The following is a 25,412-nucleotide window of genomic DNA, read 5'->3' as shown; positions in this document are numbered from 1 at the left end:
CTCTAGACCTCGCGACGCTCGTGGAGGTGTGCCGCGTGGGCGCTGTGTTTCGGCGTGCTCGGATCAGGACGATTGTCGTGACGCTGTCGGCGGCAGTGCTGGTCTCCGGGGTTGGAGTCCCCGACGATCTGCTCATCCCCGCCGCCTCCGCCGCGGTCATGGACACGCCCGAGCCGGAGCCCATCGAAGGCCGGGAGTTGAAGCCCGAGGTTCCGGCCAAGGGCGCCGAGGATCGTGCCGACACGCCGAAGGCGAAACGCCCGGTCTGGCCTTCGGCGGGCAAGGCCGAGGCCACCCTCGCGGATAAGTCCGTCCAGGTCGGTGACCTCCCCGTCCGGCTCGCCAAGGCCACGGGCAACGCGGGCGGCGCCGGTCCCGGCGGCGAGGCGGCCCGGGTCAGTGTCGAGACGCTGCCTCAAGACAGCGTGAAGAAGCTCGGCGGCACCGGTCTCGCCGTCCGGATCGCCCGCGTGGACGGCGGTGACCAACCAGCGCGCACCCAGGTCAAGCTGGACTATTCGGCTTTCCGGTACGCGCACGGCGGTGGTTGGGCGGACCGGCTCCGGGTGATCAGGATGCCGGCCTGCGCCCTCGCCGCCGCAGCGAGCTGCGACCGCGACGGCGAGGAGGTCCCCGCGGTCAACGACGTCAAAGCAGGCACGATCACTTTGGACACCGACGCCGCCTCGGCCGGGACGCTGCTTACGCTCGCGGCTGCCGCGGCAGGCCCCACTGCCGGTAACTTCACCGCCACCGACCTGCGCCCGCAGTCGACCTGGAATGTGGGTCTGACCTCGGGAAGCTTCTCCTACAGCGTGCCGATCGGCAGTCCGCCCTCGATCGCGGGCGGCGGCCTCGGCCTGGGCCTGCGCTACGACTCCTCCCGCGCCGACGGCTTGACCAAGGTCACCAACAACCAGGCGTCCTGGGTCGGTGAAGGCTGGGATATGGCGGTTGGCTACGTCGAGCGCCGCTACCGCTCGTGCAGCTCCGACGCGGCCGCGGGCAAGAACCCCAACCAGAGCGGCTGGGGCGACTTGTGCTGGGAGTCTCCGGAGGAGAACGACGGCGACCCGGCCACCAACGACGCCACCGCCTCCGACCTGTTCATCAACCTCGGCGGGCAGGCCAGCCGCCTGGTCAAGACCAGCGCCGGATACAAGACCGAGCAGGACTTCGGCTGGAAGATCGAGCTGCTCACCGGCGGTGACCAGGGCGCCGAGTACTGGAAGATCACCACACAGGTCGGCCTGGTCTACCGGCTCGGCTATCGCGCCGACTCGCTGTGGCGGGTCCCGTTCGTGGGCGATGACGCGGGCGAACCCTGCCGGAGCAGCTACAACACCTCCGGCCAGTATGCCAACACCTGCTCCGGCATCTGGCGCTGGAACCTCGACCAGGCCATCGACCCGCGCGAGAACGTCACCGACTACTTCTGGACCAAGGAGCAGAACAACTACACCCACGGCCTGCTCAACCTGCTCTACGACCGGGGCGGTTACCTCGACCGCGTCGAGTGGGGCACCAACACGCAGGTGCCCGGCAGCCGCCACATTTCCAAGGTCGTCTTCAACTCCACCAGCCGTGCCCTGGGCCTGGACTCCGACATTCCGGACGACTTGACCTGCTCGCCCGCGCCTGGCGGCGGCCCGGTGACCTGCTCTTTCCCGACTTCCTCGCCGACGTTCTTCATCTCTGCGCGGCTGTCCAGCGCCGTCTCGTACACCTGGAACGCCGCGGCCGGCGACTGGGAGAACATCGCCGAGACCAGCCTGACCCACAAGTACGTCTACAGCGAGGGCGACTCGCCCACCCCCGTCCTGTGGCTGGACGAGATCAAGACCAGGGGCCTGATCGGGGATGACGCCAACGCGATCAGCATGCCCGCGCAGACTTTCGGCGCGGTGATGCTGTCCAACCGCGTGGACGTGGGCCGCATGCCGGACGGCGAGTTCAACGACACGGTGCGATGGCCGCGTATCGGCATCATCGGCAATGGTTTCGGCGCCCAGGTCCGGGTGACGTACGCGCACCTGAACCCGTGCGTCACCGGCTACCAGGCCACCCGCATCGCGTGGGATCGCAACACCAGCGACTGCTATCCGGTCTTCGACGGCCGCGACATGTTCAGCCGCCCCAGCTTCGCCGTCTACCGCAAACACCTGGTCACCAAGGTGACCGAGCAGGACCTGGTCGGCGGCTCGCCCGACATGGTCACCAACTACGAGTACGTCGGCACCCCCGCCTGGGCGAAGGAGATCAACTACAATACCCGCCCGGACAACCTCTCCTGGGGTGACTTCCGCGGCTATGGCCTGGTGCGCACCATCAAGGGCACCGGCACCGACCCCGAGGGTTTCTCGGTCACCAGCACCGCCTTCTTCCGCGGCCTGTACGACGACGTCTACGCCGACGGCACGAAGAAGCAGGTCACGCTGACCGACTTCGACGGCAACACCGTCAACGACCAGCGCACGCTCTCCGGCCAGACGCTGGAGTCCCGCTCCTGGCGGTTCACCACGCCCGACCCGCTGGGGACGCCGCCCGCGCAACGCGGCATGCAGGAAGTCACGTCCAGCCGTACGACGTACTGGCAGCATGTCACCGCCAACGGCCCCGGCATCTACGACCCGATCATCGTCAAGCCCAGCACTGAAGAGTCCCGCGAGGTGACCGCAGACGGCTCGTTCCGGCGCTCCGCCTCAGCGACGACCTATGACAACACCACCGGTCTGGTCACCAAATTCGTCGACCGGGGAGATCTGGGCGACGCCGATGACGACACGTGCAGCACCACGACGTACGCCAGGAACACCACCCAGTGGATGATCGACTTCCCGTCCGTGCAGGAGAAGCGCGTGGGCGCGGACTGCACAGGCACCCTGCTGTCGCGCCAGGTCACGTTGTACGACAGCGGCAGCGACCCGGCCACGAACACGCCCTCGGACGGCAACATCACCGAGTCGCGCTCGTGGACGGACGCTAACACCGTGGCCACCGCCAAGACCACCTATGACAAGTACGGCCGTTCGCTGGTCACCACCGACGCGCTCGGCAAGACGACCACGCTGACCTACAACCCGCCGACGAACTGGCCGGTCAACGGCATCACGACCACCAACACGCTGGGCCACACGGCGACCACGTGGAAGAGCCCGCTGCACGGCGGCACGATCGGCGTCCGCGACACCAGCGGCCGGGACACGAACATCGACTATGACGCCTTGGGCCGTACCACGACGGTCTGGACACCGGCGCAGCCGCGGACCGGGACGATTCCGGCGGCGAAGTTCAGCTACCAGCTCACTGGTACAACACCCGCCCGCACCACGTCCGAGAAGCTGCTCACGGTGATCGGCGGGCAGCCGACCTGGTCGGTCTCGCACAGCTTCCAGGATGGGCTCGGCCGCCAGCGCGAGTCGCAGACCGAGTCCCCGTCGGGCGGCCGGATTGTGTCGGTGACCACGTATGACGCGCGGGGGAATGTCGCGGCGAGTTCGGGACCGGCGTACAACTCTGCGGATCCGGGGACAGGGCTGCTGAATCCGGCGTTGACGTCGCTTCCGCAGTGGTCGAAGCCGATCTATGACGGGGTCGGGCGCACGGTCGCGGCGGTGGACATGTCGGGTTCGTCGGAGTTGCGGCGGACGACGACGAACTATCTGGGCGCGGATGTGTATGAGGTGGTTCCGCCGCTGGGCGGGAAGACCGTCTACCACACCGATGTCGACGACCAGGTCACCAAGATCGAGGAGTGGCTGAACGCCGACGGCCAGGCCGCCGCTGTGCAGGGCCCGGGACTCTCCCCGGACAAGTCGGGTTCGGCGGAAAAGTCGGCGGACAGTTCGGGTCCGGCTGGGAGCGAAGCGGCTGCCGCGGCGGTCGCTGATCCGGCGGTAGGCGTTGAGGCGATGCGGGCGGCTTCGCAGGCCGCGGTCAAGCAGGGTAAGCGGGTGCTGGCCGAGGGGGCGACCACGGAGTCGTCGCTGACGTATGCGAACGCGGATGGCAAGACGTTCACCACGGAGTTGTCCGCTGGGCCGGTGCGGGTGCGGCAGGGGAACGCGTGGGTTGCGGTGGACACCACGCTGGTGGCCGCTGGTGGGGTGTTGAAGCCGAAGGCCGCGCTGGCCGAGGTGGAGTTCTCCGCGGGCGGGGCCGGGGTGTTCGCGCGGATGACGCGTCCGGATAAGTCGGTGTTCGCGCTGGAGTGGCCGGGTGTGCTGCCGAAGCCGCAGGTCAAGGGGAATGTCGCGACGTATGTGGATGCGGCGGGTCCGGGCGCGGATCTGGTGGTGACGGCGCTGTCTGCGGGGTTCCGGCACGATGTGGTGTTGCGGACGCGGCCTGCCGCCGGGGTGGAGTATCGGCTGCCGGTTCAGGCGGAGGGTCTGAATCTGCGGGCGAGTGAGGCTGGGCTGGCGTTGGTCGACGCGGCGGGGAAGACTGCGGCGTCGGCGCCGAAGCCGGTGATGTGGGACGCCTCCGTCGCGGGCGGGCGCCGCGGCAAGGTCGGGAAGATCGATACCCGGGTGGTGGAGGAGAACGGCCGGCAGGTGCTGGTGCTTCGCCCGGATGCGGCGTTCCTGGCCGACCCCGCCACCCGGTATCCGGTGACGGTGGACCCGACCACGACGTTGCCGGTGGTGTCGGACACGTGGATCTCCAGTTACGGCGTGGACGGTGCGGGGCAGCAGGCCGGCGACTGGTTGTGGGTGGGCACCTACAACAACGTCGGCAGCCTGGGGGTGGAGCGGGCGTATCTGATGTTCAACACCGCCGCGATCGCCGGGGCGAACGTATCGTCGGCGACGTTGACGTTGCAGCGCAAGGCGTCGGACGGATGCGGGGACTCCGCTTCGGGGATTCGAGTGCAGCGGATCACCGCCGCCTGGAATCCGGGCACGATCACCTGGGCCAACAAGCCGGCCACGACCACGGCCGGGGAGCAGATCGCCCGGGATTTCGCCACCTGTCCCACGCCGGGGCTCATGAGCTGGAACGCCACCGCGTTCGCCCAGGCGTGGGCGTCGGGGACGGCCAACAATGGGCTGATGCTGCGCGGGGTGGACGAGACCGTCTCCGGGAGGCCGTACTACGACCGGGGTTTCGACTCCAATGAAGGCGCGGTCAAGCCGAGCCTGAGTGTCACCTACGCGGTCGGCTCGGCTCCGTCGGTGGCGCTCGCCTCGCCGGCAGTGCTGCCGGTCACGACCGTCGCCGGGCAGGTGACGGCCACCTCGCTGACGCCGCAGCTGGCGGTGACCGTCTCCGACGGGACGGGCGGTCCGCTGACCGGTGAGTTCGAGGTCGAGCACGACCCGTCCGTTCCCGCCCAGGGCTCCGGTCAGATTTGGGCCGGTTCGGTGACGGGGGTCGCGACCGGCGCGGTGGCGGCTCTGACGGTGGCCCCGGTCAAGCTTCAGGCGGGCTGGCTGGTGCGCTGGCGGGCCCGTGCGGTCAATCCCGGACAGTCCACCTCCTCGGAGTGGACGGCTTGGCAGAGCTTGCGGGTGAACCCGGCGGCGGCGCCCGCTCCGGTTAGCAGCCCGGTGGTGCACTGGAAGCTGGACGAGACCTCCGGCACGGTCGCGGGCGACGCGACCGGCGCGGGCCGCTCCGCCACCTTGGGCGGGACCGCGTCGTGGACGCCGGGCGTCCTGGGTGGGGCGATGACGGCCACCGGCAACCCCAACTCGGCGGCCACCACGGGTCCGGTGATGCGCACCGACCAGTCCTTCACGGTATCGGCCTGGCTGAACCTGGAGGACGACAGCAACTGGTATGAGGTGTTCCGGCAGATGGGCAGCGTCAAGCCGGCCTTCTACCTGGGGGTGAACCCGCCGAACAAGCAGCTCGAGTTCGTGATCTACAACAATGACACCTCGGGCGCGATCGGGTACGGGGTGTGGGCGGGGACGGTGCCGCTCAAGCGCTGGTTCCACCTGACCGGCGTCTATGATCGGACGGCCGGGCGGGTCTACCTGTACCTGAACGGGCAGCAGATCGGCACCAACACCGTCCCTCTCACCTGGAACGCCAACGGGACGATGACGCTGGGCGCGGTGTTCAACGGCAAGCTGGACGACATCCGTGTCTACCAGAAGGTCCTGACCCCCACCGAGATCGCCGCCCTGGCCGCCGGAAGCCCAGCCCCGGACCGTACGCCGACCGCCGATCAGCCGCAGGTCACCCCGTCCTCGACCACGGGCGGGGTGGCGAAGGTGACCTCGCTGACCCCGACCTTCTCGGCCCGGGTCGCCGAACCGGGCGGCCAGCCGGTGAAGGCAGAGTTCCAGGTCGAGCACGACCCGGCCGACACCGAGCACGGAACCGGCACCATCTGGGCCGGCAGCCAGAACAACATCGCCTCCGGCAGCACCGCCTCCCTGGCCATCCCCGCCGGAACGCTCGGGGACAACTGGGGTGTGCGCTGGCGGGCCCGCGCGGTGCGCGGCGACACGGTCTCGGCCTGGACGTCCTGGCAGAGCTTCACCGTGGATGTGCCGAAGCCGAGTGTGACCGGGCCCCAGTTGACGCCGTCCCAGCAGGTGGAAGGCGTGACGGTCACCTCGACGGTGACGCCGCAGCTATCGGCCACCGTCACCGACCCGGCCGGGCAGGCGTTGCGGGCCGAGTTCGAGGTCGACCACGACCCGAACGCCCCCGAAAGCCAGGGCACCGGGCAGATCTGGGCCGGCAACGTGCCCGGCGCGGCGTCGGGCACGCAGGTGTCGGTCACGGTTCCGGCCGGGGAGCTGATGGACGGCTGGCGGACCCGCTGGCGGGTCCGGGCGGTGAATCCGGTCGGGGAGTCGGCCTCGGCCTGGTCGGGCTGGCATGCCTTCACCGTCGATGTGCCCAAGCCGAGCATTGCCCAGTTGCAGACGGTTCCGTCCGCGCAGGTGGGCGAGGACACGGTCACGCCGACGCTGACGCCGAGCCTGCGCGGCACGGTGTCGGAACCGGCCGCCGGTCAGGTGAAGGCCGAGTTCGAGATCGAGCACGATCCGGAGGTGTCCGGTGAGCAGGGCAGCGGCCAGATTTGGGCTGGCTCGTCGCCGGATGTGGCGTCGGGGCAGGTGGCGGCGGTAGCCGTACCGGCTGGGGAGCTGACCAACGGGTGGAAGGTCCGCTGGCGTGCCCGCGCGGTGACCGTGGCGACCTCGGTGGCGTCGGCGTGGTCGGAGTGGCAGAACCTGACTGTCGCCCTCCCCTCGGGCGGCAACCTCGGCATCGATCTGTTGCAGGTCAGCCCGTCCAGCGTGGTCGAGGGGGTGACGGTCACCTCCTCGGCGACGCCGTCGCTGATCGGGCGCGTGTTCGACCCGGCGAGTGGGAACCTGCGCGCGGAGTACGAGGTCGAGCATGATCCGGCGGTGCCCTCGCAGGGGAGCGGGCAGATCTGGGCGGGCGCGGTCGACAATGTGCCCTCCGGTACCTCGGCGTCGCTGGCCGTCCCGGCCGGGAAGCTGGCCGATGGGTACAAGGTCCGCTGGCGAGCCCGCGTGCTGGCCGGGGCGACCTCCTCCGCGTGGTCGGACTGGCAGTCTTTGTCGGTCGATGTCACCGATCCGATCCTGAGCCAGTTCCAGGTCACCCCGGCAGAGACGGTCGAAGGCGCGACCGTGGCCTTCTCGGTCACGCCGACGTTGCATGCGACCGTAACCGATCCCAACGGCGGGACGTTGCGCGGCGAGTTCGAGCTTGAACGCGAGGGCGCGCAGATCTGGGCCGGTTCCATCGACAATGTCGCCTCTGGGTCGGACGCTGCGGTAGCCGTACCGGCCGGGAAGCTTTCCGATGGGGAGACGGCGCGCTGGCGAGTCCGCGCGGTTGCCTCCGCAGCGACCTCGGCCTGGTCGGACTGGCACGAGTTCAGCGTCGCGGTGCCGAAGGCGACGGTCATGGGACTTCAGGTCACGCCGTCGCACACGGTCGACGACGATGTGATCACGACCTCGCTCAGGCCCGCCCTGCACGCCACCCTCACCGACCCGGTCGGCGGTGACTTGCGCGGCGAGTTCGAACTTGAACACGAAGGCGCCCAGATCTGGGCGGGTTCGGTCGACAATGTCGCCAGCGGTTCAGACGCGGCCGTCACCGTTCCCGGCGGCGAGCTGTCAGACGGCATGACAGTGCGGTGGCGGGCTCGCGCGGTCGCGACAGGTTCGACGTCGCCCTGGTCGGATTGGCAGACCTTCACAGTTGAGCTGCCCGCGCCCACGGTCGACCAGTTAGGAGTCACTCCGTCCGGTAGCGGAGGAAGCATCACGCCTTCGCTCACCCCGGCCTTGGATGCCCGGGTCACCGGACCTGCGGGCGGCACGCTGCGTGCCGAGTTCGAGGTCGAGCACGACCTGTCCGTCCCTGGCCAGGGCACCGGCCAGATCTGGGCGGGCGGCGTGGACGATGTGCTGTCCGGGACGCTGGCGTCGATCACCGTCCCCGCCGGGGAGCTGTCCGACGGCTGGAAGGTCCGCTGGCGGGCCCGCGCGGTCGCCGTTAACGGCACGTCGGCCTGGAGCGACTGGAAGGTCCTCACCATCCAGGTTCCCGAGGGCGGTCCGACTCACTACGACACGACATATGAGTACGACCTCAACGGCAATCTCGTTAAGCACACCGACGCCAACGGGAATGTCCGGACATTTACGTATGACCTGGCTGGGCGGCGGCTTACCGCCCAGGATCCTGACGCGGGCTCGTCCGAGCAGGCCTACGACGTGGCCGGACGGCTGCTGTGGTCGATCGACGGCAACGGCAAGAAGGTCTCCAACGGCTATGACGACCTCAGCCGGAAGACCTCGCAGTGGATCGGCGACGTTGGAACCGGGACGAAGGTCGCCGAATGGGTGTACGACACGCTGTCACCTGGGCAGTTGACGTCGGCCACGCGCTGGACGGGCGGGCAGGCGTACACGACCAGCGTCGTCGGCTACGACGTGATGAACCGCCCGACCGGGTCGACGCTGACGATCCCCGCCAGCGAAGGACTTCTCGGCGGTAACTACACCTTCGGCACCACGTACACGGCCGGCGGTGCGGTCGCCACCACGACCCTGCCCTCGGCCGGAGGCCTCGCGGCGGAAACCCTGACCTCGTCGTACACCGACCTCGGGCTGCCTTATGGCATGACGTCGGACTTTGGCGGCGGGTTCACCTACGTCAAATCCACGGCGTATACGGCGATCGGGCAGCTCTTCGAGCGGTCGTACGGCGTGAACGGTCAGGTTAAGCGGACCCTCGCTTGGGACGACACCACCGGCCGTATCACCCAGGTCGCCACCACGTCCCGGGCCGACACCGCCAACCCGACCGTCGCCCAGCACGACCACTACTCCTATGACATCTCCGGCGAGATCACCCGAATCCTGGACGACACCACCGACCAGGCCGAATGTTTCACCTACGACGACCTGCACCGGCTGTCCTCGGCGTGGACCACGACCGCGTCCGCCTGTTCCGAAGGCTCGGCCGATGGTCAGGGCGTGGATCCGTACGCGGAGGCCTACAGCTACGACGCCATCGGCAACCTCAGCACCCGCACCCACAACGGACAGATCGACACCTACCACTACCCCACCTCAGGTCCCGGCAGCATCCGCCCTGACGCGGTCGGTTCGATCAGCCACTCCCAGGGCGGCAACGACTCCTACACCTACGACGCCGCGGGCCAGCTCGCCACCCGCATGGCCGGCGGCAAAGCCGGCACTTTCACTTGGAACGAGCTCGGCGAACTCACCAAGGCCACCGTCGACGGCAAAGACACCACCATGGTGTACGGCCTCGACGGCGGCCGCCTCCTGCGCCGTGACCCCGACGGATCCACCACGCTGTACCTCGGCTCGATGGAGATCCAACTCTCCAGCAGCGGCCTGACCGGCAAGCGCTACTACGCCGGCCCCGACGGCGCCCTGGTCGCCATGCGCACCAGCACCCAGCCGGGCGTGCGCTGGATGGCCGCCGCCATGCACGGCACCGCCCAACTCGCCATCGACGACACCACCGGTGCCGTCAACCGCGAACGCTACCTTCCCTTCGGCCAACGCCGCGGCGCCGACGACCTGCCCTTCACCGACCTCGGCTTCCTCGGCAAGATCGAAGACGAATCCACCGGCCTCACCCACATCGGTGCCCGCTACTACGACCCCACCATCGCCAAATTCATCTCCACCGACCCCCTCCTCGACTTCCGTAAACCCCAGTGGGCCAACCCGTTCTCCTACGCCGGAAACAACCCGGTAGGCATGTCCGACCCGACCGGGCTGTACATGGACGCCGGAAACGCCGCCGCCAACCGCACCCTGGGCGAGGACTACGACGGCAGCGGCAAGAAGATCACCAACAAGAAGGTCCGCGCCAAGAAGAAGGCCGAGAACCGGGACTACAACAAGCGCCAAGACAAGCGCCGCAAGGATGAACAACAGCGCAAGATCGCCCCGCCCAAACCCAAGGAAGAAGAGAAGGAAGAGGAAAGCATCTGGGGCTCCATCGGCGGCTGGATCGAGGACAACGCCAGCACCATCGTCTCCACCGTCGCCGGAGTAGCCGCCACCGCTGGATGCTTAGCCCTGACCGCCGGAGCAGGCAGCCTCGGCTGCATGGCCCTGGGCGGAGCCGTCGCCGGCTGGGTCGGCTACACCATGGACACCCCAGCCGAAGAACAAAGCCTCCTCGGCGCTTTAGGCGCCATGACCATCGGCGCCGCCACCAGCGTCGTCGGCGGCGTCCTGGTCTCCAAAGCCGCAGGCGCCATCGGCAGAACCATCGGTAAGGCCAGGTCCGGCACAGGCGGCGGAAGGGCAGGCGGCAGCTGCCCTGGAAACAGCTTCACTCCCGGCACCCGCGTACTCATGGCCGATGGCTCCACCAAACCCATCGAAAACATCCGTATCGGCGAGAAGGTTCTGGCCACCGACCCAGAAACCGGCCAAACCGCCTCCAAGCCCGTCACCGCCCTCATCCCCGGCGAAGGAACGAAATCTCTTGTCCGGATCACCATCACGCTCTCTGGACAGAGCGGGCTCCTAAGCGGCTACACCACGCCCGGAGCACGACAGGACATCGTCAACCCCGGCACGGCCTCTGCCGCTTCAGCCCTTGCCGGTCCAGAGGAGGGCACGACCGCGAGCGTGGTCGCCACTGAGGGGCATCCCATCTGGGTCCCCGCGCTACGTGAATGGATCCCGGCAGGACAACTCCAGCCACGGGCCTGGATTCGAACCAGCGCTGGCATCCACGTCCAGGTCACCGCCATCACCCGATGGACCAGCCCCCACAAATCTGTTCACAACCTCACAATCGCTGACCTCCACACGTACTATGTGCTCGCAGGAACCACGCCGGTCCTCGTCCACAACTGCGGATCTGGAGCGAGAGACGGTGCGGGGCTGTCCGAGGATGGACTCCTCGAAGCTGCATCGGGTCTCAGGGATGAGTTCGCCGAGTCGGCTTCCAAGCTCTCCAACAGCAAGCGTCCTGCCACGGTCACCGCTGGGTACAACGTGGAGACTGGGCAGTACGCTGCGGGCGGAAGTTTCAAGGGCGCCTGCGCGGAAATGTGCGTGGTTTCCCAGCTTGGCGGTGACGCGAGTAAGATTCGTTTCACCTCGGCGGTCCGACCTCGTACCGGTGACCCGGTTGATGTCTGCATGGTTTGCGAGGTCCGATACGGGCGATCGTCATTTGTGCAGCGAGGAACTACATTCCTTTCGGACTTCTTTGCGCGGTTCTACTAGGAAGAACACCATAGATTGACCACCGAGTGGAGCCCGCAGTAATCGGGCTCCACTCGTGGTCGACAAGGGGGTATGCGTGGAGATCGAACTAGCAAGACACGACTGGGCTGGGTTGCGAAGCTTTGCAGACTCGACGGCCCTGCCTGACGCTATCCGCGCCCTCGTCGGAGCGACCGACAAAGAGTCGGCAAGATCCGCGTACTGGTGTATCGATAATGTGGCGCTGCTGGATGGCTGTCTTACTCAGTCCGCAGCAGCGGTCACATCCACTGTAGTTCAGGCGCTTTCTCGACTATCCACGCCTTCTCTTGCTTATGCGCTCGAACTGCTTGCGCAGATATCCGGCGGGTACGTTCATGAACCCGCAGAGCAGGGTCTAGGTCCTATTAGCGTCGAGGAATGCGTGAGGGAAATTTCACTCACGTTTCCGTTCCTCTGTGAATTGCTTGAGACTTCAAGTAATTCACAGATTCGCGCCTCTTGCGTTGATTTGATCACGGCCTGTGGGCGTTACGAGCGGGCACTAAAGGAGCGGGCTAGGCATGTTCTGTCAAGCGCGCTGGAGCTGCCGGAAATGCAGTCACACAGGGAGTTGATCGTCAACTCGCTCCGTGATCTGGAGTAGCTCCGGCCCTCGTCCGCGCCGCGCTGGGACAACTCCACCGGCATGTACGACATGGGGTTCCGCAACTACAACCCCAGCCTCAACCGCTTCCTCACCCTCGACTCCTACAACGGTGCTCTCGCAGACCTGTCCCTCGGCACCGACCCCTGGACCGCCAACCGCTACGCATTCACCGGCGGCAATCCCATCACCAACAGGGCACCTGGACCAGTGGCGGCGCCGCGCCGCAGGCCGCGGGACCCGCCGCCCCCAACACGACCGCCGACACCGCTGGCAGCACTGTCGCCGAGGGTTCGGAGTTCACCGGGTATGACTACGCCACCGCGCCCGCCGGCAGCGGTGAGGCCAGCTTTGCCTGGAACCTGACCATCCCGGCACAGGGCAGCTACACGGCCTACGTCCGCTACCCGTCGGGGGCGACGGCGACCAACGCCAAGTACGCGATCAAGCGTGACGGCGGTCAGGAGGTCGTCACACTCGACCAGACCGCGAACGCCGGCGACCTGGTCGAGAAGGTGACGAACGCCAAGTCCGCGGCCGACACCAACCCGAAGGTCGCCGCCTACACCTACACGCCCAAGGCCGAACGTGAAACTGAGACCAAGGCCAACGGCAACACCGTCACCTACGACTACTTCCTCGACAGCCTGCTCCGCCACAGCCTGGAAAGGAAGTCCAACGGCACGGTGGTGGCCGAGCACACCATCGGCTACCAAGGCAACCTCAACCGGGCCAGCGACCAGGCCAAACTCCGAAACGCCGACAACCCCGGCGCGTACCTGGAAAACACCTACGCCTACACCTACGACCCCGGGACCGGATCGCCAAGACGGTCAAAACCCCCCTCGGTGGCGGTGGCGGCGCCGCCGAAACCGAAACCTACCTCCACGACGCCAACAGCAACGTCTACGACCAGACCGTCCAGGACAAGCGCACCGAGTTCACCTTCGACCGCAACCGGTTGATGACCTCGGTCACCGACGGGCAGACATCGACCTACAACTACGACCCCTACGACCGGCTGCGGACCATCACCGGCGGGGCAAGGCGTGGGAGAAGTACACCTACGACGGGTTCGACCACCTCACCAAACACGAAAAGCTCGGCGCCGACGGCACCCCCTCCACCATCACCACCTACACCTACGACCCACTCGACCGCACCACATCCAAGACCGAAAAGACCGGCACCGCAGACGCCAGGACCACCGACTACTCCTACCTCGGACTATCGGCTGAGGTGCTGGGCCTGATGCTTACCGTGCGGCCCAGCGGGCGGCAATCGATTCTAATGACTTCATCGGCGCGATGCGGATGAGTATACATGATATCCAGACGAAGTTCGGCAATAAATATGACGGCGCGATTTACGAGATGCTGAACAAATACTGGTGATGGGAACCATCGAGAAGGCGGGAGCGTAATGATTTCGGAAATCGATGAGTGGCGGGCTGAGCTCGTTGAATTGGGCGCCATCGTGCAAGATGACGACAACTCGGTTCCCGTGGATGTAGCCGAAGCTCGCTTCAACCGTTACACCGAATTGGTTGGCATGGTCGACCGGGCCGAAGGTCCACCGGTGGTCGACGCTCTGATCTCTTCCATGCGTGCGGAGCAGGATTATGGTGCCTATCAGGCCACTCATGGCGCATTGGCGCTGTTTCCGGTGGCAGATCTTGGACGAGGGACGGCGATGGCTGCTCCGTCACTTGTGGAGATCCCAAGAGATCACGGTGGTGAAGTGCTTGCGGCTGTCGCCGGGCACCAAGACAGTGTTCGAGAGTTCAACTCGGTTACCTCGCGGTTCGACTCCGACCTTCGGGCTCGCCTGACTGAAATGATTAGTCAGGAAGAGCAGGATGGTTGGCTCTCGGACGGAGACCTTGCCGGGCGTCTGCGGCCGTAGTTCAGCCAGTCAAGCTTTCGGGCGCGCCCGGAGATGCTCTGCAACAGAGAGAGATGCCCCTACACGTCTCGGCTGAGGGCGCGCTCGTCGGATCTGGCCGAGAGCGGTCTTCGGCAAGGGCAGTCGGTGGTCATCCATTTGATCGCCTGGAAGGCTGAGCCGGGGAGTCTCGGGCCTGACGGCAAACCGACAGATTCGGAGTTTTCGGACTTCGTTGTCGAGGGTTTTGACGACCTTCCGAATGCTTTCATTCAGGACAAAGTTGGAGACTTTCGAGCGGCTGATCGCGACGTCTGCATCCGTGTAGCGGGTGCCACAGAGGGCGTGTAAGGGGCCGGTGGACCACTTGTGTTGCCGTCATGATGAGGGGGCGTTAGAGGGTTTTGCCCGCCTTGGGACCAGCAAGGAAAGCACTGGGCGACTCTCGGCTCAAGCACAAAAGGCGGAAGAGAACCCCAAGTCATTCGGGCACGGAGTTTCAGTGCGAGCGGTTGACGGCCCAGTCGAGGGTGCGTCGATAGCAACCAAGGGGCAAATAGAGGCGGCCGGGTTCTCTCTGATCTTCACTCCCACTCGGAACCTTCCCATGCATCACACCCTGATAATGCCAAAACCGGTAGACTCGGTAGTTCAAAGAGCGTTCAATACCGTGTTTGGGCGGAGTTAAGGTGAGCGAGGATTCGGTAGAGAAGCTTGGCCAGCTGGAAGTTCTGATCATCTTCGATTGGCGCGATGGGCCACTTGAAGGGATCGTGAGGCGTAGGGATGGAAATGCGTGCTGGTATTTCAAGCTGATCGCGGAGCGTTTGGAAACCTCCATTCTCGACGACAGGCTCTTCGGCCTCTGGGTGATTCCGGATTCGGATAGCTCGATCCTCTGTGAAGAGTTCGGAGGGGCCGGTCAAGGTGCTCATGTCTGGCCGGTCTCTGGTGGGCTCGGCTCGATTGAAGTGCGCAGCATCGTCGATGGGATCCTGTCAGCCAGGGCGGGATCGCCGAATCTGATCATTCGAACTCCGGACTTTGTTGAGGTATTCGGGGTTTGGAATGTGGTGCCAGATTGATCAATTCCCATCAAATTGCGACCTGCGGATCCAGGCTCAGCGCTGCGGAATGAGTTCGAGGATTGCGTCCAGGTCTGTGTTCTGGAGGGTGCCGTAGGTTCCGCTGTGGTTTCCGGAGAGGCGGGAGGTGCAGAAGGCGTCGGCGAGAGGGTCGGGGGCGTGGCGGATCAGTAGGGAGGCTTGGAGGAGTAGGGCCATTTGTTGGGCGATGTGGCGGGCGTTGGATTCGGTGGGGGTGGTGAGGGTTTTCTGGAGGTCGGTGAGGGCGGTGGTGATGCGGGGGTCGTCGGCTAGGGAGACCTCGGTGAAGAAGGCTTCGATGGCCGGAGGTTGGCGGGTGAGGACGCGCAGCAGGTCGAGGGCGGCTACGTTGCCGGAGCCTTCCCAGATGCCGTTCAGTGGGGATTCGCGGAAGAGGCGGGGCATGCCGGATTCTTCGACGTAGCCGTTGCCGCCGAGGCATTCCAGGGCTTCTGCGGCGTGGGCGGGGGCGCGTTTGCAGATCCAGTATTTGGCGGCGGCCAGGGCCGTACGGCGGAAGAGGCCTTCGGGGGCGGAGCCGGTGACGGCGCGGTCGGTGGCGCCGGCGAGGCGCATCATGAGGATGGTGGCGGCTTCGGATTCGAGGATGAGGTCGGCCAGGACGTTGCGCATGAGGGGCTGGTCGATCAGGGCGCGGCCGAAGGCGTGGCGGTGGCGGGTGTGGTGGACCGCGCGGGTGACGCCGAGGCGCATGCCGGCGGCGGAGCCGATCACGCAGTCCAGGCGGGTCATGTTGACCATTTCGATGATCGTCCGCACGCCGCGGCCTTCTTCGCCGACGAGGTAGGCGATCGCGCGGGAGTACTCGACTTCGGCGGAGGCGTTGGAGCGGTTGCCCAGTTTGTCCTTCAAGCGCATCAAGTGCATCGCGTTCAAGGAACCGTCGGGCAGCACGCGGGGGAGCAGGAAGCAGGACAAGCCGCCAGGAGCTTGCGCGAGGACCAGGAACGCGTCGCACATGGGGGCGGAGTTGAACCATTTGTGGCCGGTCAAGGCGAAGGTTCCGTCGCCGAGGGGTTCGGCCACGGTGGTTCCGGCGCGTACGTCGGAGCCGCCCTGCTTCTCCGTCATCGCCATTCCGGCCAGCACGCCCCGCTTCTCGGCCGCCGGACGCAACCCGAAGTCGTACGACCGCGAAGCCAGCAGTGGCTCCCACTCGGACGCCAGCGCGGGCGCGTGACGCAACGCCGCGACCGACGCGTACGTCATCGAAATCGGGCACCCGTGCCCGGCCTCCACCTGGGACCACACATAGAACTTGGCCGCCCGCGCCACATGCGCCCCGGGCCGGGCCGACGTCCACGGCGTCGCGTGCAGCCCGTTCTCGACGGCGACCGCCATCAGCTCATGCCAGGCCGGATGGAACTCCACCTCATCGATGCGATGCCCGTACCGGTCATGCGTCCGCAATACCGGCGGGTACTCGTTGGCCAGCCGCCCCCACTCCTGCGCCCGTGCCGTGCCCGCGAGGATGCCGAGCTGCCGGAGCTCCCCGCCCGCCCAGCCGGCGCCCTCACGGTCGAGCGCCGCCAGCAGTTGAGGATCGGCCGAAACATCGTGTCCGATCATCGGCGGGGGCTGATTGATCACATCATGAGACACTTGATCCTCCTATACGGGTAATCTCTTCATCCATCTCAACATCTCACGCGAATAGTGCGATGCTCGGGTCGCGCGGACGAACCGATGCTCAGCAGGGGAGGTGCCAGTGGAGGCACCGGTTGTCGACGACGGTCTGCTCCACCAGCGCGTCGTGGGTGGAGACGAGACGGCTCTCGGCGAGCTCTACGACCGTTTCGCCGCTCTTATTTTCGGTCTGGCCGTGCGGGTCACCCGTGATCGGGTCGTCGCCGAGGACATCGCTCAGGAGGTTTTCGTCACCTTCTGGGAACGTCCGCTGGCGTACGATCCCGAACGGGGTTCGCTGCGGGCCTGGCTGGCGACGATCGCGCATCGGCGCGCGGTCGATCATGTGAGGAGCGAGGAACGGCGGAAGGTCAGCGTGCTCGGGCCGCGCGTGTACGAGCGGCCGGACGAGCTGGAGGACACCGTGCTCGCCGCCGACGAGGCGATCCGGGTGCGGCACGCGGTCACCACGCTGCCCGGCGCGTTACGCGAGGTGATCGAACTCGCGTACTACCGGGGCAGGACTTATCGTCAAGTGGCCGATGAACTCGGCATCCCGGAGGGCACCGCGAAGTCGCGTATCCGGCTTGGCCTGCGAAAACTCGCCGAATCCCTGGGAGGGGAGCAACCATGAGGGGGTGGCGATGAGCCTCGAACGTCTCTATCTGGACACTCTGGCCGAGACGGCCGAAGAGCTGCCCACGTCCCGGGCTCGGCTCCTGGCCGCGGCGGCCTCCCGCCGCCGCCCGGCACCCGCGGCTCCCGGCTGGGCCGCGCCGTACGCGGGACGGGTCGCCGCGATGGACGCGCTCCTGGCCTCGGCCGAACGCTGGGACCAGGTCATCGTCGAAGGCTGGACGCTCCAGGAACTGGTCGCCCACCTGGCGGCCAAGGACGGTCTGCTCGCCGCCGCCATCGGCGCGCCGGTGCTCGGCCCGCCGATCGGCGTCAACGAGGCTCTGGCCAGGACCCGGGAACTCCAGGACTTCGGGCGTGACCGCACACCCGTGGAAACCCGCCAATTCTGGCGCGAGCAGGCCGACGTGGTCTGCGCCCGGCTCCCCGAGGTGGATCCCGACCAGGTCGTGGACACCAACGGCGCGCCTTTCGCGATCCGCGACCACCTGCTGGCCCGCATGCTCGAAACCTGGATCCACACCGCCGACGCCGCCACCTTCAACGGGATACGGCTCCCGCATCCCGTCGCCGAACACATCCATCCGGCGGCTGACTTCTGCGCCCGCCTCGTCCCGTGGACCATGCTGCTGTCCGGCTTCGACGCTACGTCCCGGTCGGTACGGCTGACGCTCACCGGACCCGGTGGCGGCGACTGGCACATTCCCATGGATGTGTCCTACGTGGCGGAGCCGTACCAGGGCGAATCCACCGATGTCGCCCTCACCTGTGACGCCGTTGAATTCTGCTTCCTGCTCGGCGGGCGCGGCGACGACTTCACCTGGGACATCGACGGCGACGCCGCCCTCGCCGCCGACCTCCTCACGGCCGCCCCCGCGCTGTCCGGCCCCTGATCTTCCCAGCCCGGACGTCGCTGGGGCATCGCAGCAATTGACAGAATTATTTGTCTAATGCTTCGATGCCCGCATGGCCGAGATGGTGCTCATGGATGAGCCGGAGCGGGTGCGGTTGGCGTTGTCGCCGCCACGCCGCCAGATCCTTGATCGGCTGCGTGAACCCGCGTCCGCCGCCCAGGTGGCCGCTGAGCTGGGCATGCCGCGCCAGCGGGTCGGATATCACTTCCGGATGCTGGAGCGGGCCGGGCTGATCGAGCTCGTCGTGGAGCGTTCCCGGCGCGGCTGCGTGGAGCGGATCATGCAGGTCGCCGCCAGCGCCCTCCTGGTCGACCCGGGCATGCTCATCCAGGACACGTTCACCGCGATCGCCGACCGGCACGCCGCCGAGCACCTCGTCGAGGTGGCCGCCGGAACCGTCCGGGATGTGGCCCGGATGAACGCCAACGCCGAACGGCAGGGCGTACGGTTGCTCACCTTCACCCTGGAAGCCGAGGTCCGGTTCGCCGAACCGGGCGACGTACACGAGTTCACCGACCAGCTCGCCGCGGCCATGGCGCAAGTGGTCGCCCGTTTCGACCACGCCGGCGGGCGTCCGTACCGGTTGGTTGCCGGGGGTCATCCGGCGCCGCATCGACCCGAGGATCAGAAATGAGCGAAGAAGGATTCATCGTAGAAGTCACCATCGCCGCGCCGGTGGACGCCGTATGGCGGGCGCTGCGCGAGCCGGAGGAGATCCGGCGCTGGCACGGCTGGCATTTCGACGGCCTCGACAAGGAGATCGAGGTCATCTATCAGGAGAACGCGGTCGAATCGGCCGAGGAGCGCTGGCTGGACCTGGGCAACGACCGCTTCGAGCTCACCGACCTCGGCGACACGACCCGCCTCAGGCTGACCCGCGCCCCCAAAGGCGGCAACCCCGACTGGGACGCCTACTACGACGACATCAACGAGGGCTGGACCACCTTCATCCACCAGCTCAAGTTCGCCCTCGAACGCCACCCCTCCGCCGACCGCCGCACCATCTTCACCTCTGGTACGGCTTCCGCCGACATCTTCGGCCTGGCCGGCCTCACCGCCGTCGCCGACCTCCCGCCGGGCACTCCGTACGCGGCGAATGGCCTGACCGGCGAGATCTGGTACCGCTCACCCAACCAGATCGGCGTAACCGTCGCCGAATGGGGCGACGGCCTCCTGGTCGCCGGCCGGGGCAGCGGCGACAACTCGATGCTCGTCCTCACCACCTACAACCTCGACGACGACACCTTCGCCGCCCTCGAATCCCACTGGACCACCCTGCTCACCGTGTGATGCTTCTAGATCCGGCCCGTAGCGAGAACCCCAACGGGCCGGAGCGCGGCTGCATCATCAATCCGTACAGTCTCTTTCGAGAGAGAAGGCGTAGAGCTTGTTGTTGGGGAGAGCGGGAGGGTAGTAGCCGGAGCCCCAGTAGACCGAACCGTTTACGACGGCGGCGCCACCGACCACCGACCCGCCGCTGGCGAAGCTCCACTTAACGATGCCGGTGGCGCCGTCCAGGGCGTACATGTCGCCGGACACGGAGCCGGCGTAGACCACACCGTTGGCGCTGGAGACGAAGCCCATGTCCAGGTTGTTCCTGGGGTCCGCGGTCTGCCAGAGGATCTTCCCGGTGGCCGCGTCGAGCGCAGAGAAGAAACCGCTCGTGACGGTCGTCTTCTTGCCGGTGACCGAGGTGATGACGGTGGGCTTGCGGTCGAGGTTGGTGATCGCCACGTAGACGCGCTTGCCGTCCGTCGCGGAGCCCCACTGGATGCCGCCCAGGATGCTGCCCGGACCAACCTGCGTTTGCCACACGACCTTGCCCGTGGCCGGGTCCAGCGCCCAGTACACGCCGCTCTTCTGCCCGGCCCCGAGCAGCCGGGTGCGCCTGCCCTTGACGACGGTGGTGTAGAGGTTCGGTCCCGAGCCGAAGTCGTAGTCGGGTCCATCCGGGATCGGCAGCGTCCAGGAGTCGGCACTCAGGGTGTGACGGGACCAGACGATCCGGCCGGTCCTCAGGTTGAGAGCCAGGATCGCGTCCACGTGGTTGTCCGGCGACGGCGGAGTGCACCCGGTCTCGTCCGGGCTTGTGCAGACACCGTCCGGCACCGTGTAGTTGTTGCCCGTGGAGACGTACAGCAGCCCGGTCTGGCGGTCCACCACCGGGGTGCTGGACCACACCGCGCCACCGGTGTAGCCGGCGGGCAGGTTGGCCGCGATGGTAGGGGTCTTCCACAGCACTTGTCCGTCGCTCACGCGCAGCGCGACGATGCTGCCGCGGAATGTGTACGGCGGCTCGTGGAGCTCGGCCTTGGAGGACACGCCCACGTAGGCGACGCCGCTCCTTCTGTCGATCACCGGCGAACTGGTGATGATCGCGTCCGGGTGCTGGTCGACCTTGGTGCGCCACAACGGGGCGCCGGTCGCGGCCTCGGCGGCCATTATGTAGGCGCCCTCGACGCTGGAGGTGGTTATCACGCCTGAACCGAACACCAGCCTGCCACGCGCGTACGCGGGGCTGGTCCGCGAAATGTCCCCGGCGACGCTGCTGTACATACTGACCGGGTTCGACCACAGCGCCTTTCCTGTGGCGGCGCTCACGGCCGATAGTTTTCCGCCCCAGTCCGGCACGTAGACCATCCCGCGGACCACGGTCGGCGTCGCCGAGATGAAACCCGCCGCAGTGTAGACCCAACGCGGCTTCAAGTTCTTCACATTCCGGCTGTTCAGGATGTGCTCAGCGGCGGCATTACGGGTGTTGTAAGCGTTCTGGCCCGCCGATGTCCAGTCGGTAGAATTCTGCTGGTCATTGTCGGTAGCAGCGCTGGCGGAAGTGGCGGCGACGCCCAGGTCTATGGCCCCTGTGGTCAACACGGTAGCGATGGTCAAGACCCCGAACAGGTTGCTGCGTTTAGGCAACTTAATCCTCCATTGAAAGGAATTCCGCCCGGATGTCTGACATATCCAAAATTGACCAGAAAATGCCGACTATGACCGCCGGTTGCGGATATCTTGCATCGCATTAGTTGCCACGCAATCAGAGCAGCAAACGAAGTCCGGTGACTTTTGCCTGGCCACCTATCGCTTTTTTGATAACGCCGGTCGACACAGTCCGATTTATTCACGCATATCACCGTGTCGTATTTTTTTGGTGTCTCAATACAGTGCTGCTAGCGAAGTTTGTTGGATAAAGGTGGGAGGTAGAGGTGTAGGCCGTGATCTGCGCTGACGGCGTTGATCAGGGTGTGGAGTTCAGCGGGCGGGGGCGCTGTGACCAGGCTCTCCATGCGCGTGTAAGCGTGATGGAGGGGCTCAGTCAACTGCGGATGGCGCGCAGCGTGTGGGGCCAGCCGGGTGCCGGTGAGGTGAGATGAAGTGCCGCACGTTCCCCCAGGCGAACGAGCGCAGGAACGGGCCGAGCGTGGACGGGGCGCGGGTCCCCTCAAAGAGCTTGTCCATCCCGCCGTGCCGCAACGCGTCCAGGTCCTGGATGCTGTCGGCCCCGGCGACCATCCCGGCCACGATCGAGCCGATTTTCGCGGGCGCGTTCATTCCGAGCGGGTCGGCGATGGCTACGTGGCCGGCCACCAGGGCGGCCAACCCGCAGCGCTCGGCCAGCCGCATCACCGGCTCCAGCCCGGCGTAGGCGATCACATGCTCCTCGTTGGAGATCGCATGAGTCTTGGCGGAGGCATGAAATAATCGCATTTGCGAGATGCCCTCTCGGGCGAGGCGATGGAAGCGTGAAGATCATCCCAGGCCGGAGGGCCCTCTCCCTCATTCAAGGCATTCGCATCAGATTCGGCTCGGTGGATCGGGGCTGAGAGACGCAGACCCTGCCGCGATCACACACGATCGTCTCGGGCACCACCACCGGCTTGGCCGCTACATCGGCGATCCGTGCGTCGATATCGGCGAGTTGGCGGTGGGGCAGGACTGAGGCGGACATGCGCAGCACCTCGGCCCATCCTGGCCGCATCGGTTCGGGCACCAGCATCCGGGCCAGCAGCAGCGATGCATCGACGGCTTTGGTGCCCGCTGGCCGAAGGATCGCGGCGCAGATCGTGCGCATCGCGACGTCGACCGCAGCGGTCAGTTCAACCCGGCGTGCGTGCCCCCGTCATCGAACAACGCGAGCACGTCCAGGGGCGTGGTGTCGATCTGGACACGCTGTCCGGCCGGTGGTGACCGGCGTCGCCTGCCCACTGCCCGCTATCGCGAACCGTCCGAGCTGACCAGGTCGGTGAGCAGCACCGCCATCCGCGAGGCCCCGGGACAGGTCAACCGAACCCATGTTTCGCCAACGCAGCGACCTGGTATTCGCGGCCTTCGCGAAGTCCTAGTGGGTCAGGTCGGAGAGGTCGAGGTTGAGGTGGGCGGCGGCTTCCAGGGCCAGGTCGCGGATGTAGTCGTCGTCGGGGTCGTCGGGGTCGGTTTCGCAGAGGATTCGGTGGATGGCGTCGATGGCGCGGCGGTCGTGGCGGGCGGCCAGGGCCGCTGCGGCCTCGGCGGTGGTGCTCAGGTCGGGATCGGTGAGGCGGGCGGAGAGGGCTTCGAGGATCTGCGAGTCGTCGAAGTCGTCGCTGTTCAGTGCGGCAAGGCCGTTGGTGGCGTAGTCGCGGATCTCGGGGGAGGGGTGCTGGGAGAGCACGATGAGGGTGGCCAGGCCCTCGGCGTGGCCGGGCGGCAGGACTGCGGACAGGGCGATTGGGTCGCGGACGGACTGCTCGCGGCCAGGTCTGCCGATGATGGCCAGGACCTCGGGGAGCGCGCGCGGATCGCCCTGCTGTCCCAGCGCGCTCAACACCGATTCCACGACACGGGGATCCTGCTCACGCTCGGCCAGCCGTTGCAGGGTTGGCAGCGTGCGCTCCAGATACGGCCGCGAATCGGCGGTGAAGCCGAACTGCGACAGCACATTGACCCCGAAATCCCTGGTCATCGGGTCAGACGAGGCACACAACTCGACCGCCGCCCTGAAGGTCTCATCGTCGTGCCGGTTCTGCACCGAATGCACGGCCGCCCACCACGTCTCCCCATCCGCGTCCCGATCCCGGTACGGCAAGGCCCGCGCGACCAACTCGGCGACCGGAGTCCGGATGCCCAGCGCATCCTCCAGAATCGTGGCCACCGCGGCATGCCCTCGCTGCATGGCCAATCGTGTCCCGTTGGCCTCCACCTCTACCAACTCGGTCCCATCGGCAGCGTGCGACCGGCTGACCACAAGGATCACGCCACGCGAATCGCTCTCGCCCCGAGCGCGCTCACCGTGAATGTGCTCACCTTGATCGCCCTTACCCTGAACGCGCTCACCGTGAATGCGCCCGCGCTGAACACGCTCACCTTGAGCGCCCTCACGCTGCACGCGCTCAGCCGGAGCACCTTCACTGACACCGATCTTGCTGGATTCGTTCCGGGTCTCGCTGGACGTGGAGCCCGTGTCGATCTGGGAGGTCAGTAGGGCCTCGATGTCGGCTTCTGATAGCTCTAGGGCGATTTCCAGGGCTCTGGCTCCGCTTTCGTCTGGTTTGGCGGGGTCGGCGCCGTGTTCGAGGAGGGACCAGACGATGCCGTACGCACCGAATCGGGCGGCGGCGGTGAGGGGGGTGTGCGGGCAGCCCGCGTCGGGGGTGGCGCCGCCGTCCAGCAGGACGTCGGCGGTGGCCAGATGGCCGAGACTCGCGGCCCAGAGCAGCGCCGTCCAGCCGCCGTCCTCGGCAGTGTCCGGGTTCGCGCCGCCGTCCAGCAGGGCGCGGACGGCTTCGTCGTGGTCCCAGCAGGCGGCGGCGCACAGCGGGAGGCCCTCGTCCTCGCCGTGACTGGGCAGGTCGGGATCCGCGCCATATTCCAGCAGCAGGCGGATCATCTCGCCGTTGCCGTGCACGGCCGCTTCGTAGAGCGGGGTCGTGCCGCGGGCCGGGTTCAGGTCCATGCCCGGACGGAGGAGCTCGCGCGCCCGTTCCAGGTCGTCCTCCGCCACCGCGGCCATCAGCTCACTGCCTGTCACCATTCCATCGTCACACAGTCGCGAACCTCCTCAGGCCACGGGCGGGGTGACGCCGGAATCGTCCCTGCGGAGGATCGAGAGAGGGACGCCGGGAGGCTAGATTCGAGGGTATGAACGAGCCAGGCGGAATGCGCGCGTCGGACGCGGAGCGCGAAGCCGTTGTCGAGCGGCTGCGGGACGCGTCGGTGGAGGGGCGGCTGACGCTCGCCGAGCTGACCGAACGCACCGAGGCGGCCTATCTCGCCCAGACGCACGCCGAACTGGCGCAGATCACCGCGGACCTTCCCGCTGGCATGGACCGGCCCGCTCCCGCCTTTCCGGCCGTGTCCAGGTCGAAGGGCAAGGCCAGGAAGTGGTTCGTCGCCGTCATGGGCGACACCAAGCGTCGCGGCAAGTGGCGGATCGATCAGGAGATCGGGGTCGTCTGCGTGATGGGCGACGTCGTGCTCGATCTGCGTGAGGCCGAGGTCAGGACCAACGAGGTCGACATCGTCGCCACCAGCGTGATGGGCGACATCAAGATCATCGTCCCGGACGGGGTGGACGTCGAGCTCAGCGGCATGTCCATCATGGGCGACAAGAAGGTCAAGGTCGTCGAAGCGCCTCCCGGCCAGAACGTCCCCGTCGTCCGCGTCCGCGGCTACGCCATCATGGGCGACATCAAGATCATCGGAGACTCCCGGGCCGAGCCCATCAAACGCACCTGGGCCGCCTGGAGCGAATGGTGGCTGGACCGCCGCCGCCAGGCCGACGACGAACTCGGCAACCCCGCCCACGGCGCCCTCCGCGACGCCCACGCCGCCTGGCGCCAACTCCACCGCGGCACACCCCCACCCCCCTCCCCACCCCCAC

15 protein-coding genes and 2 pseudogenes are annotated in these 25,412 nt (G+C 66.9%); 12 read left to right on the top strand and 5 right to left on the bottom strand.

The window, feature by feature from the left end; genetic code table 11:
- Positions 1–35: 35 nt before the first annotated feature.
- The 7 genes and pseudogenes from Amac_RS33805 to Amac_RS33780 all read left to right on the top strand — a co-directional run bounded on the left by Amac_RS33805 (position 36) and on the right by Amac_RS33780 (position 15,335).
- Entirely contained in the window at positions 36–11,741 is an 11,706-nt protein-coding gene (locus Amac_RS33805) for a DNRLRE domain-containing protein (RefSeq protein WP_155358491.1), read from the top strand.
- A 76-nt stretch (positions 11,742–11,817) separates the two neighbouring features.
- Entirely contained in the window at positions 11,818–12,366 is a 549-nt protein-coding gene (locus Amac_RS33800) for a hypothetical protein (RefSeq protein WP_155358490.1), read from the top strand.
- Positions 12,367–12,399: 33 nt separating this feature from the next.
- Positions 12,400–12,552: pseudogene (locus Amac_RS58420) on the top strand (RHS repeat-associated core domain-containing protein); the annotation flags it as partial.
- Positions 12,513–12,866, top strand: a pseudogene (locus tag Amac_RS58415) (golvesin C-terminal-like domain-containing protein); the annotation flags it as partial. The pseudogenes Amac_RS58420 and Amac_RS58415, both read left to right, overlap by 40 nt.
- Positions 12,867–12,881: 15 nt before the next feature.
- Complete coding sequence (locus Amac_RS33790) at positions 12,882–13,331, top strand: hypothetical protein (RefSeq protein ID WP_155358488.1); 450 nt, start codon at positions 12,882–12,884, stop codon at positions 13,329–13,331.
- Between the two features lie 457 nt (positions 13,332–13,788).
- Positions 13,789–14,271 (top strand): hypothetical protein, encoded by a 483-nt coding sequence (locus Amac_RS33785; RefSeq protein WP_155358487.1) that lies wholly within the window; start codon positions 13,789–13,791, stop codon positions 14,269–14,271.
- A 668-nt stretch (positions 14,272–14,939) separates the two neighbouring features.
- Complete coding sequence (locus Amac_RS33780) at positions 14,940–15,335, top strand: hypothetical protein (protein ID WP_155358486.1); 396 nt, start codon at positions 14,940–14,942, stop codon at positions 15,333–15,335.
- A gap of 36 nt (positions 15,336–15,371) precedes the next feature.
- Here the strand turns inward: Amac_RS33780 and Amac_RS33775 are convergent, their stop codons facing one another.
- Positions 15,372–16,946 carry an isovaleryl-CoA dehydrogenase gene (locus Amac_RS33775; protein WP_246268896.1) on the bottom strand — a complete coding sequence of 525 codons (1,575 nt, stop codon included), beginning with the start codon at positions 16,944–16,946 and terminating at the stop codon, positions 15,372–15,374.
- A 139-nt stretch (positions 16,947–17,085) separates the two neighbouring features.
- Between Amac_RS33775 and Amac_RS33770 the strand changes: the two genes are divergently transcribed.
- From Amac_RS33770 to Amac_RS33755, 4 genes are all read left to right on the top strand, one after another.
- Positions 17,086–17,637, top strand: coding sequence for a sigma-70 family RNA polymerase sigma factor (locus tag Amac_RS33770; protein WP_218041450.1), 552 nt, complete (start codon positions 17,086–17,088; stop codon positions 17,635–17,637).
- A gap of 10 nt (positions 17,638–17,647) precedes the next feature.
- Positions 17,648–18,532: a maleylpyruvate isomerase N-terminal domain-containing protein gene (locus Amac_RS33765; RefSeq protein WP_170322797.1), complete on the top strand. Its 885-nt coding sequence runs from the start codon at positions 17,648–17,650 to the stop codon at positions 18,530–18,532.
- A gap of 73 nt (positions 18,533–18,605) precedes the next feature.
- Positions 18,606–19,187 carry an ArsR/SmtB family transcription factor gene (locus Amac_RS33760; RefSeq protein WP_218041449.1) on the top strand — a complete coding sequence of 194 codons (582 nt, stop codon included), beginning with the start codon at positions 18,606–18,608 and terminating at the stop codon, positions 19,185–19,187.
- Positions 19,184–19,843 (top strand): SRPBCC family protein, encoded by a 660-nt coding sequence (locus Amac_RS33755; RefSeq protein ID WP_155358482.1) that lies wholly within the window; start codon positions 19,184–19,186, stop codon positions 19,841–19,843. Before Amac_RS33760 ends, Amac_RS33755 begins: the two co-directional genes overlap by 4 nt.
- A 57-nt stretch (positions 19,844–19,900) precedes the next feature.
- Here Amac_RS33755 and Amac_RS33750 read toward each other — a convergent pair whose 3' ends face one another.
- The 4 genes from Amac_RS33750 to Amac_RS33735 form a co-directional block, all read right to left on the bottom strand.
- Positions 19,901–21,427 carry an outer membrane protein assembly factor BamB family protein gene (locus Amac_RS33750; protein ID WP_170322796.1) on the bottom strand — a complete coding sequence of 509 codons (1,527 nt, stop codon included), beginning with the start codon at positions 21,425–21,427 and terminating at the stop codon, positions 19,901–19,903.
- Positions 21,428–21,865: 438 nt separating this feature from the next.
- Complete coding sequence (locus Amac_RS33745; protein ID WP_155358480.1) at positions 21,866–22,261, bottom strand: hypothetical protein; 396 nt, start codon at positions 22,259–22,261, stop codon at positions 21,866–21,868.
- 73 nt (positions 22,262–22,334) lie between these two features.
- Positions 22,335–22,625: a hypothetical protein gene (locus Amac_RS33740; RefSeq protein ID WP_218041448.1), complete on the bottom strand. Its 291-nt coding sequence runs from the start codon at positions 22,623–22,625 to the stop codon at positions 22,335–22,337.
- A 267-nt stretch (positions 22,626–22,892) separates the two neighbouring features.
- Positions 22,893–24,560: an ankyrin repeat domain-containing protein gene (locus Amac_RS33735; protein ID WP_170322795.1), complete on the bottom strand. Its 1,668-nt coding sequence runs from the start codon at positions 24,558–24,560 to the stop codon at positions 22,893–22,895.
- A gap of 110 nt (positions 24,561–24,670) precedes the next feature.
- Here Amac_RS33735 and Amac_RS33730 point away from each other — a divergent pair.
- On the top strand, positions 24,671–25,412 hold a 742-nt coding region (locus tag Amac_RS33730; RefSeq protein ID WP_155358478.1), incomplete at its 3' end, for a DUF1707 SHOCT-like domain-containing protein.

Origin of the sequence: Acrocarpospora macrocephala, assembly GCF_009687865.1 — a bacterium.
Classification (GTDB): Bacteria; Actinomycetota; Actinomycetes; order Streptosporangiales; family Streptosporangiaceae; genus Acrocarpospora; species Acrocarpospora macrocephala.
Note: the sequence above shows the minus strand (reverse complement) of the source record. Positions and strands in the feature narration are given on the sequence as shown.

What these genes read in the sequence shown, in the direction of transcription:
- Amac_RS33785 (WP_155358487.1), top strand. Translation starts at nt 13,789, where the DNA reads ATGATTTCGGAAATCGATGAGTGGCGGGCTGAGCTCGTTGAATTGGGC.
- Amac_RS33775 (WP_246268896.1), bottom strand. Translation starts at nt 16,946, where the DNA reads ATGATCGGACACGATGTTTCGGCCGATCCTCAACTGCTGGCGGCGCTC.
- Amac_RS33765 (WP_170322797.1), top strand. Translation starts at nt 17,648, where the DNA reads ATGAGCCTCGAACGTCTCTATCTGGACACTCTGGCCGAGACGGCCGAA.
- Amac_RS33760 (WP_218041449.1), top strand. Translation starts at nt 18,606, where the DNA reads ATGGCCGAGATGGTGCTCATGGATGAGCCGGAGCGGGTGCGGTTGGCG.
- Amac_RS33755 (WP_155358482.1), top strand. Translation starts at nt 19,184, where the DNA reads ATGAGCGAAGAAGGATTCATCGTAGAAGTCACCATCGCCGCGCCGGTG.
- Amac_RS33745 (WP_155358480.1), bottom strand. Translation starts at nt 22,261, where the DNA reads ATGCGATTATTTCATGCCTCCGCCAAGACTCATGCGATCTCCAACGAG.
- Amac_RS33740 (WP_218041448.1), bottom strand. Translation starts at nt 22,625, where the DNA reads ATGCGCACGATCTGCGCCGCGATCCTTCGGCCAGCGGGCACCAAAGCC.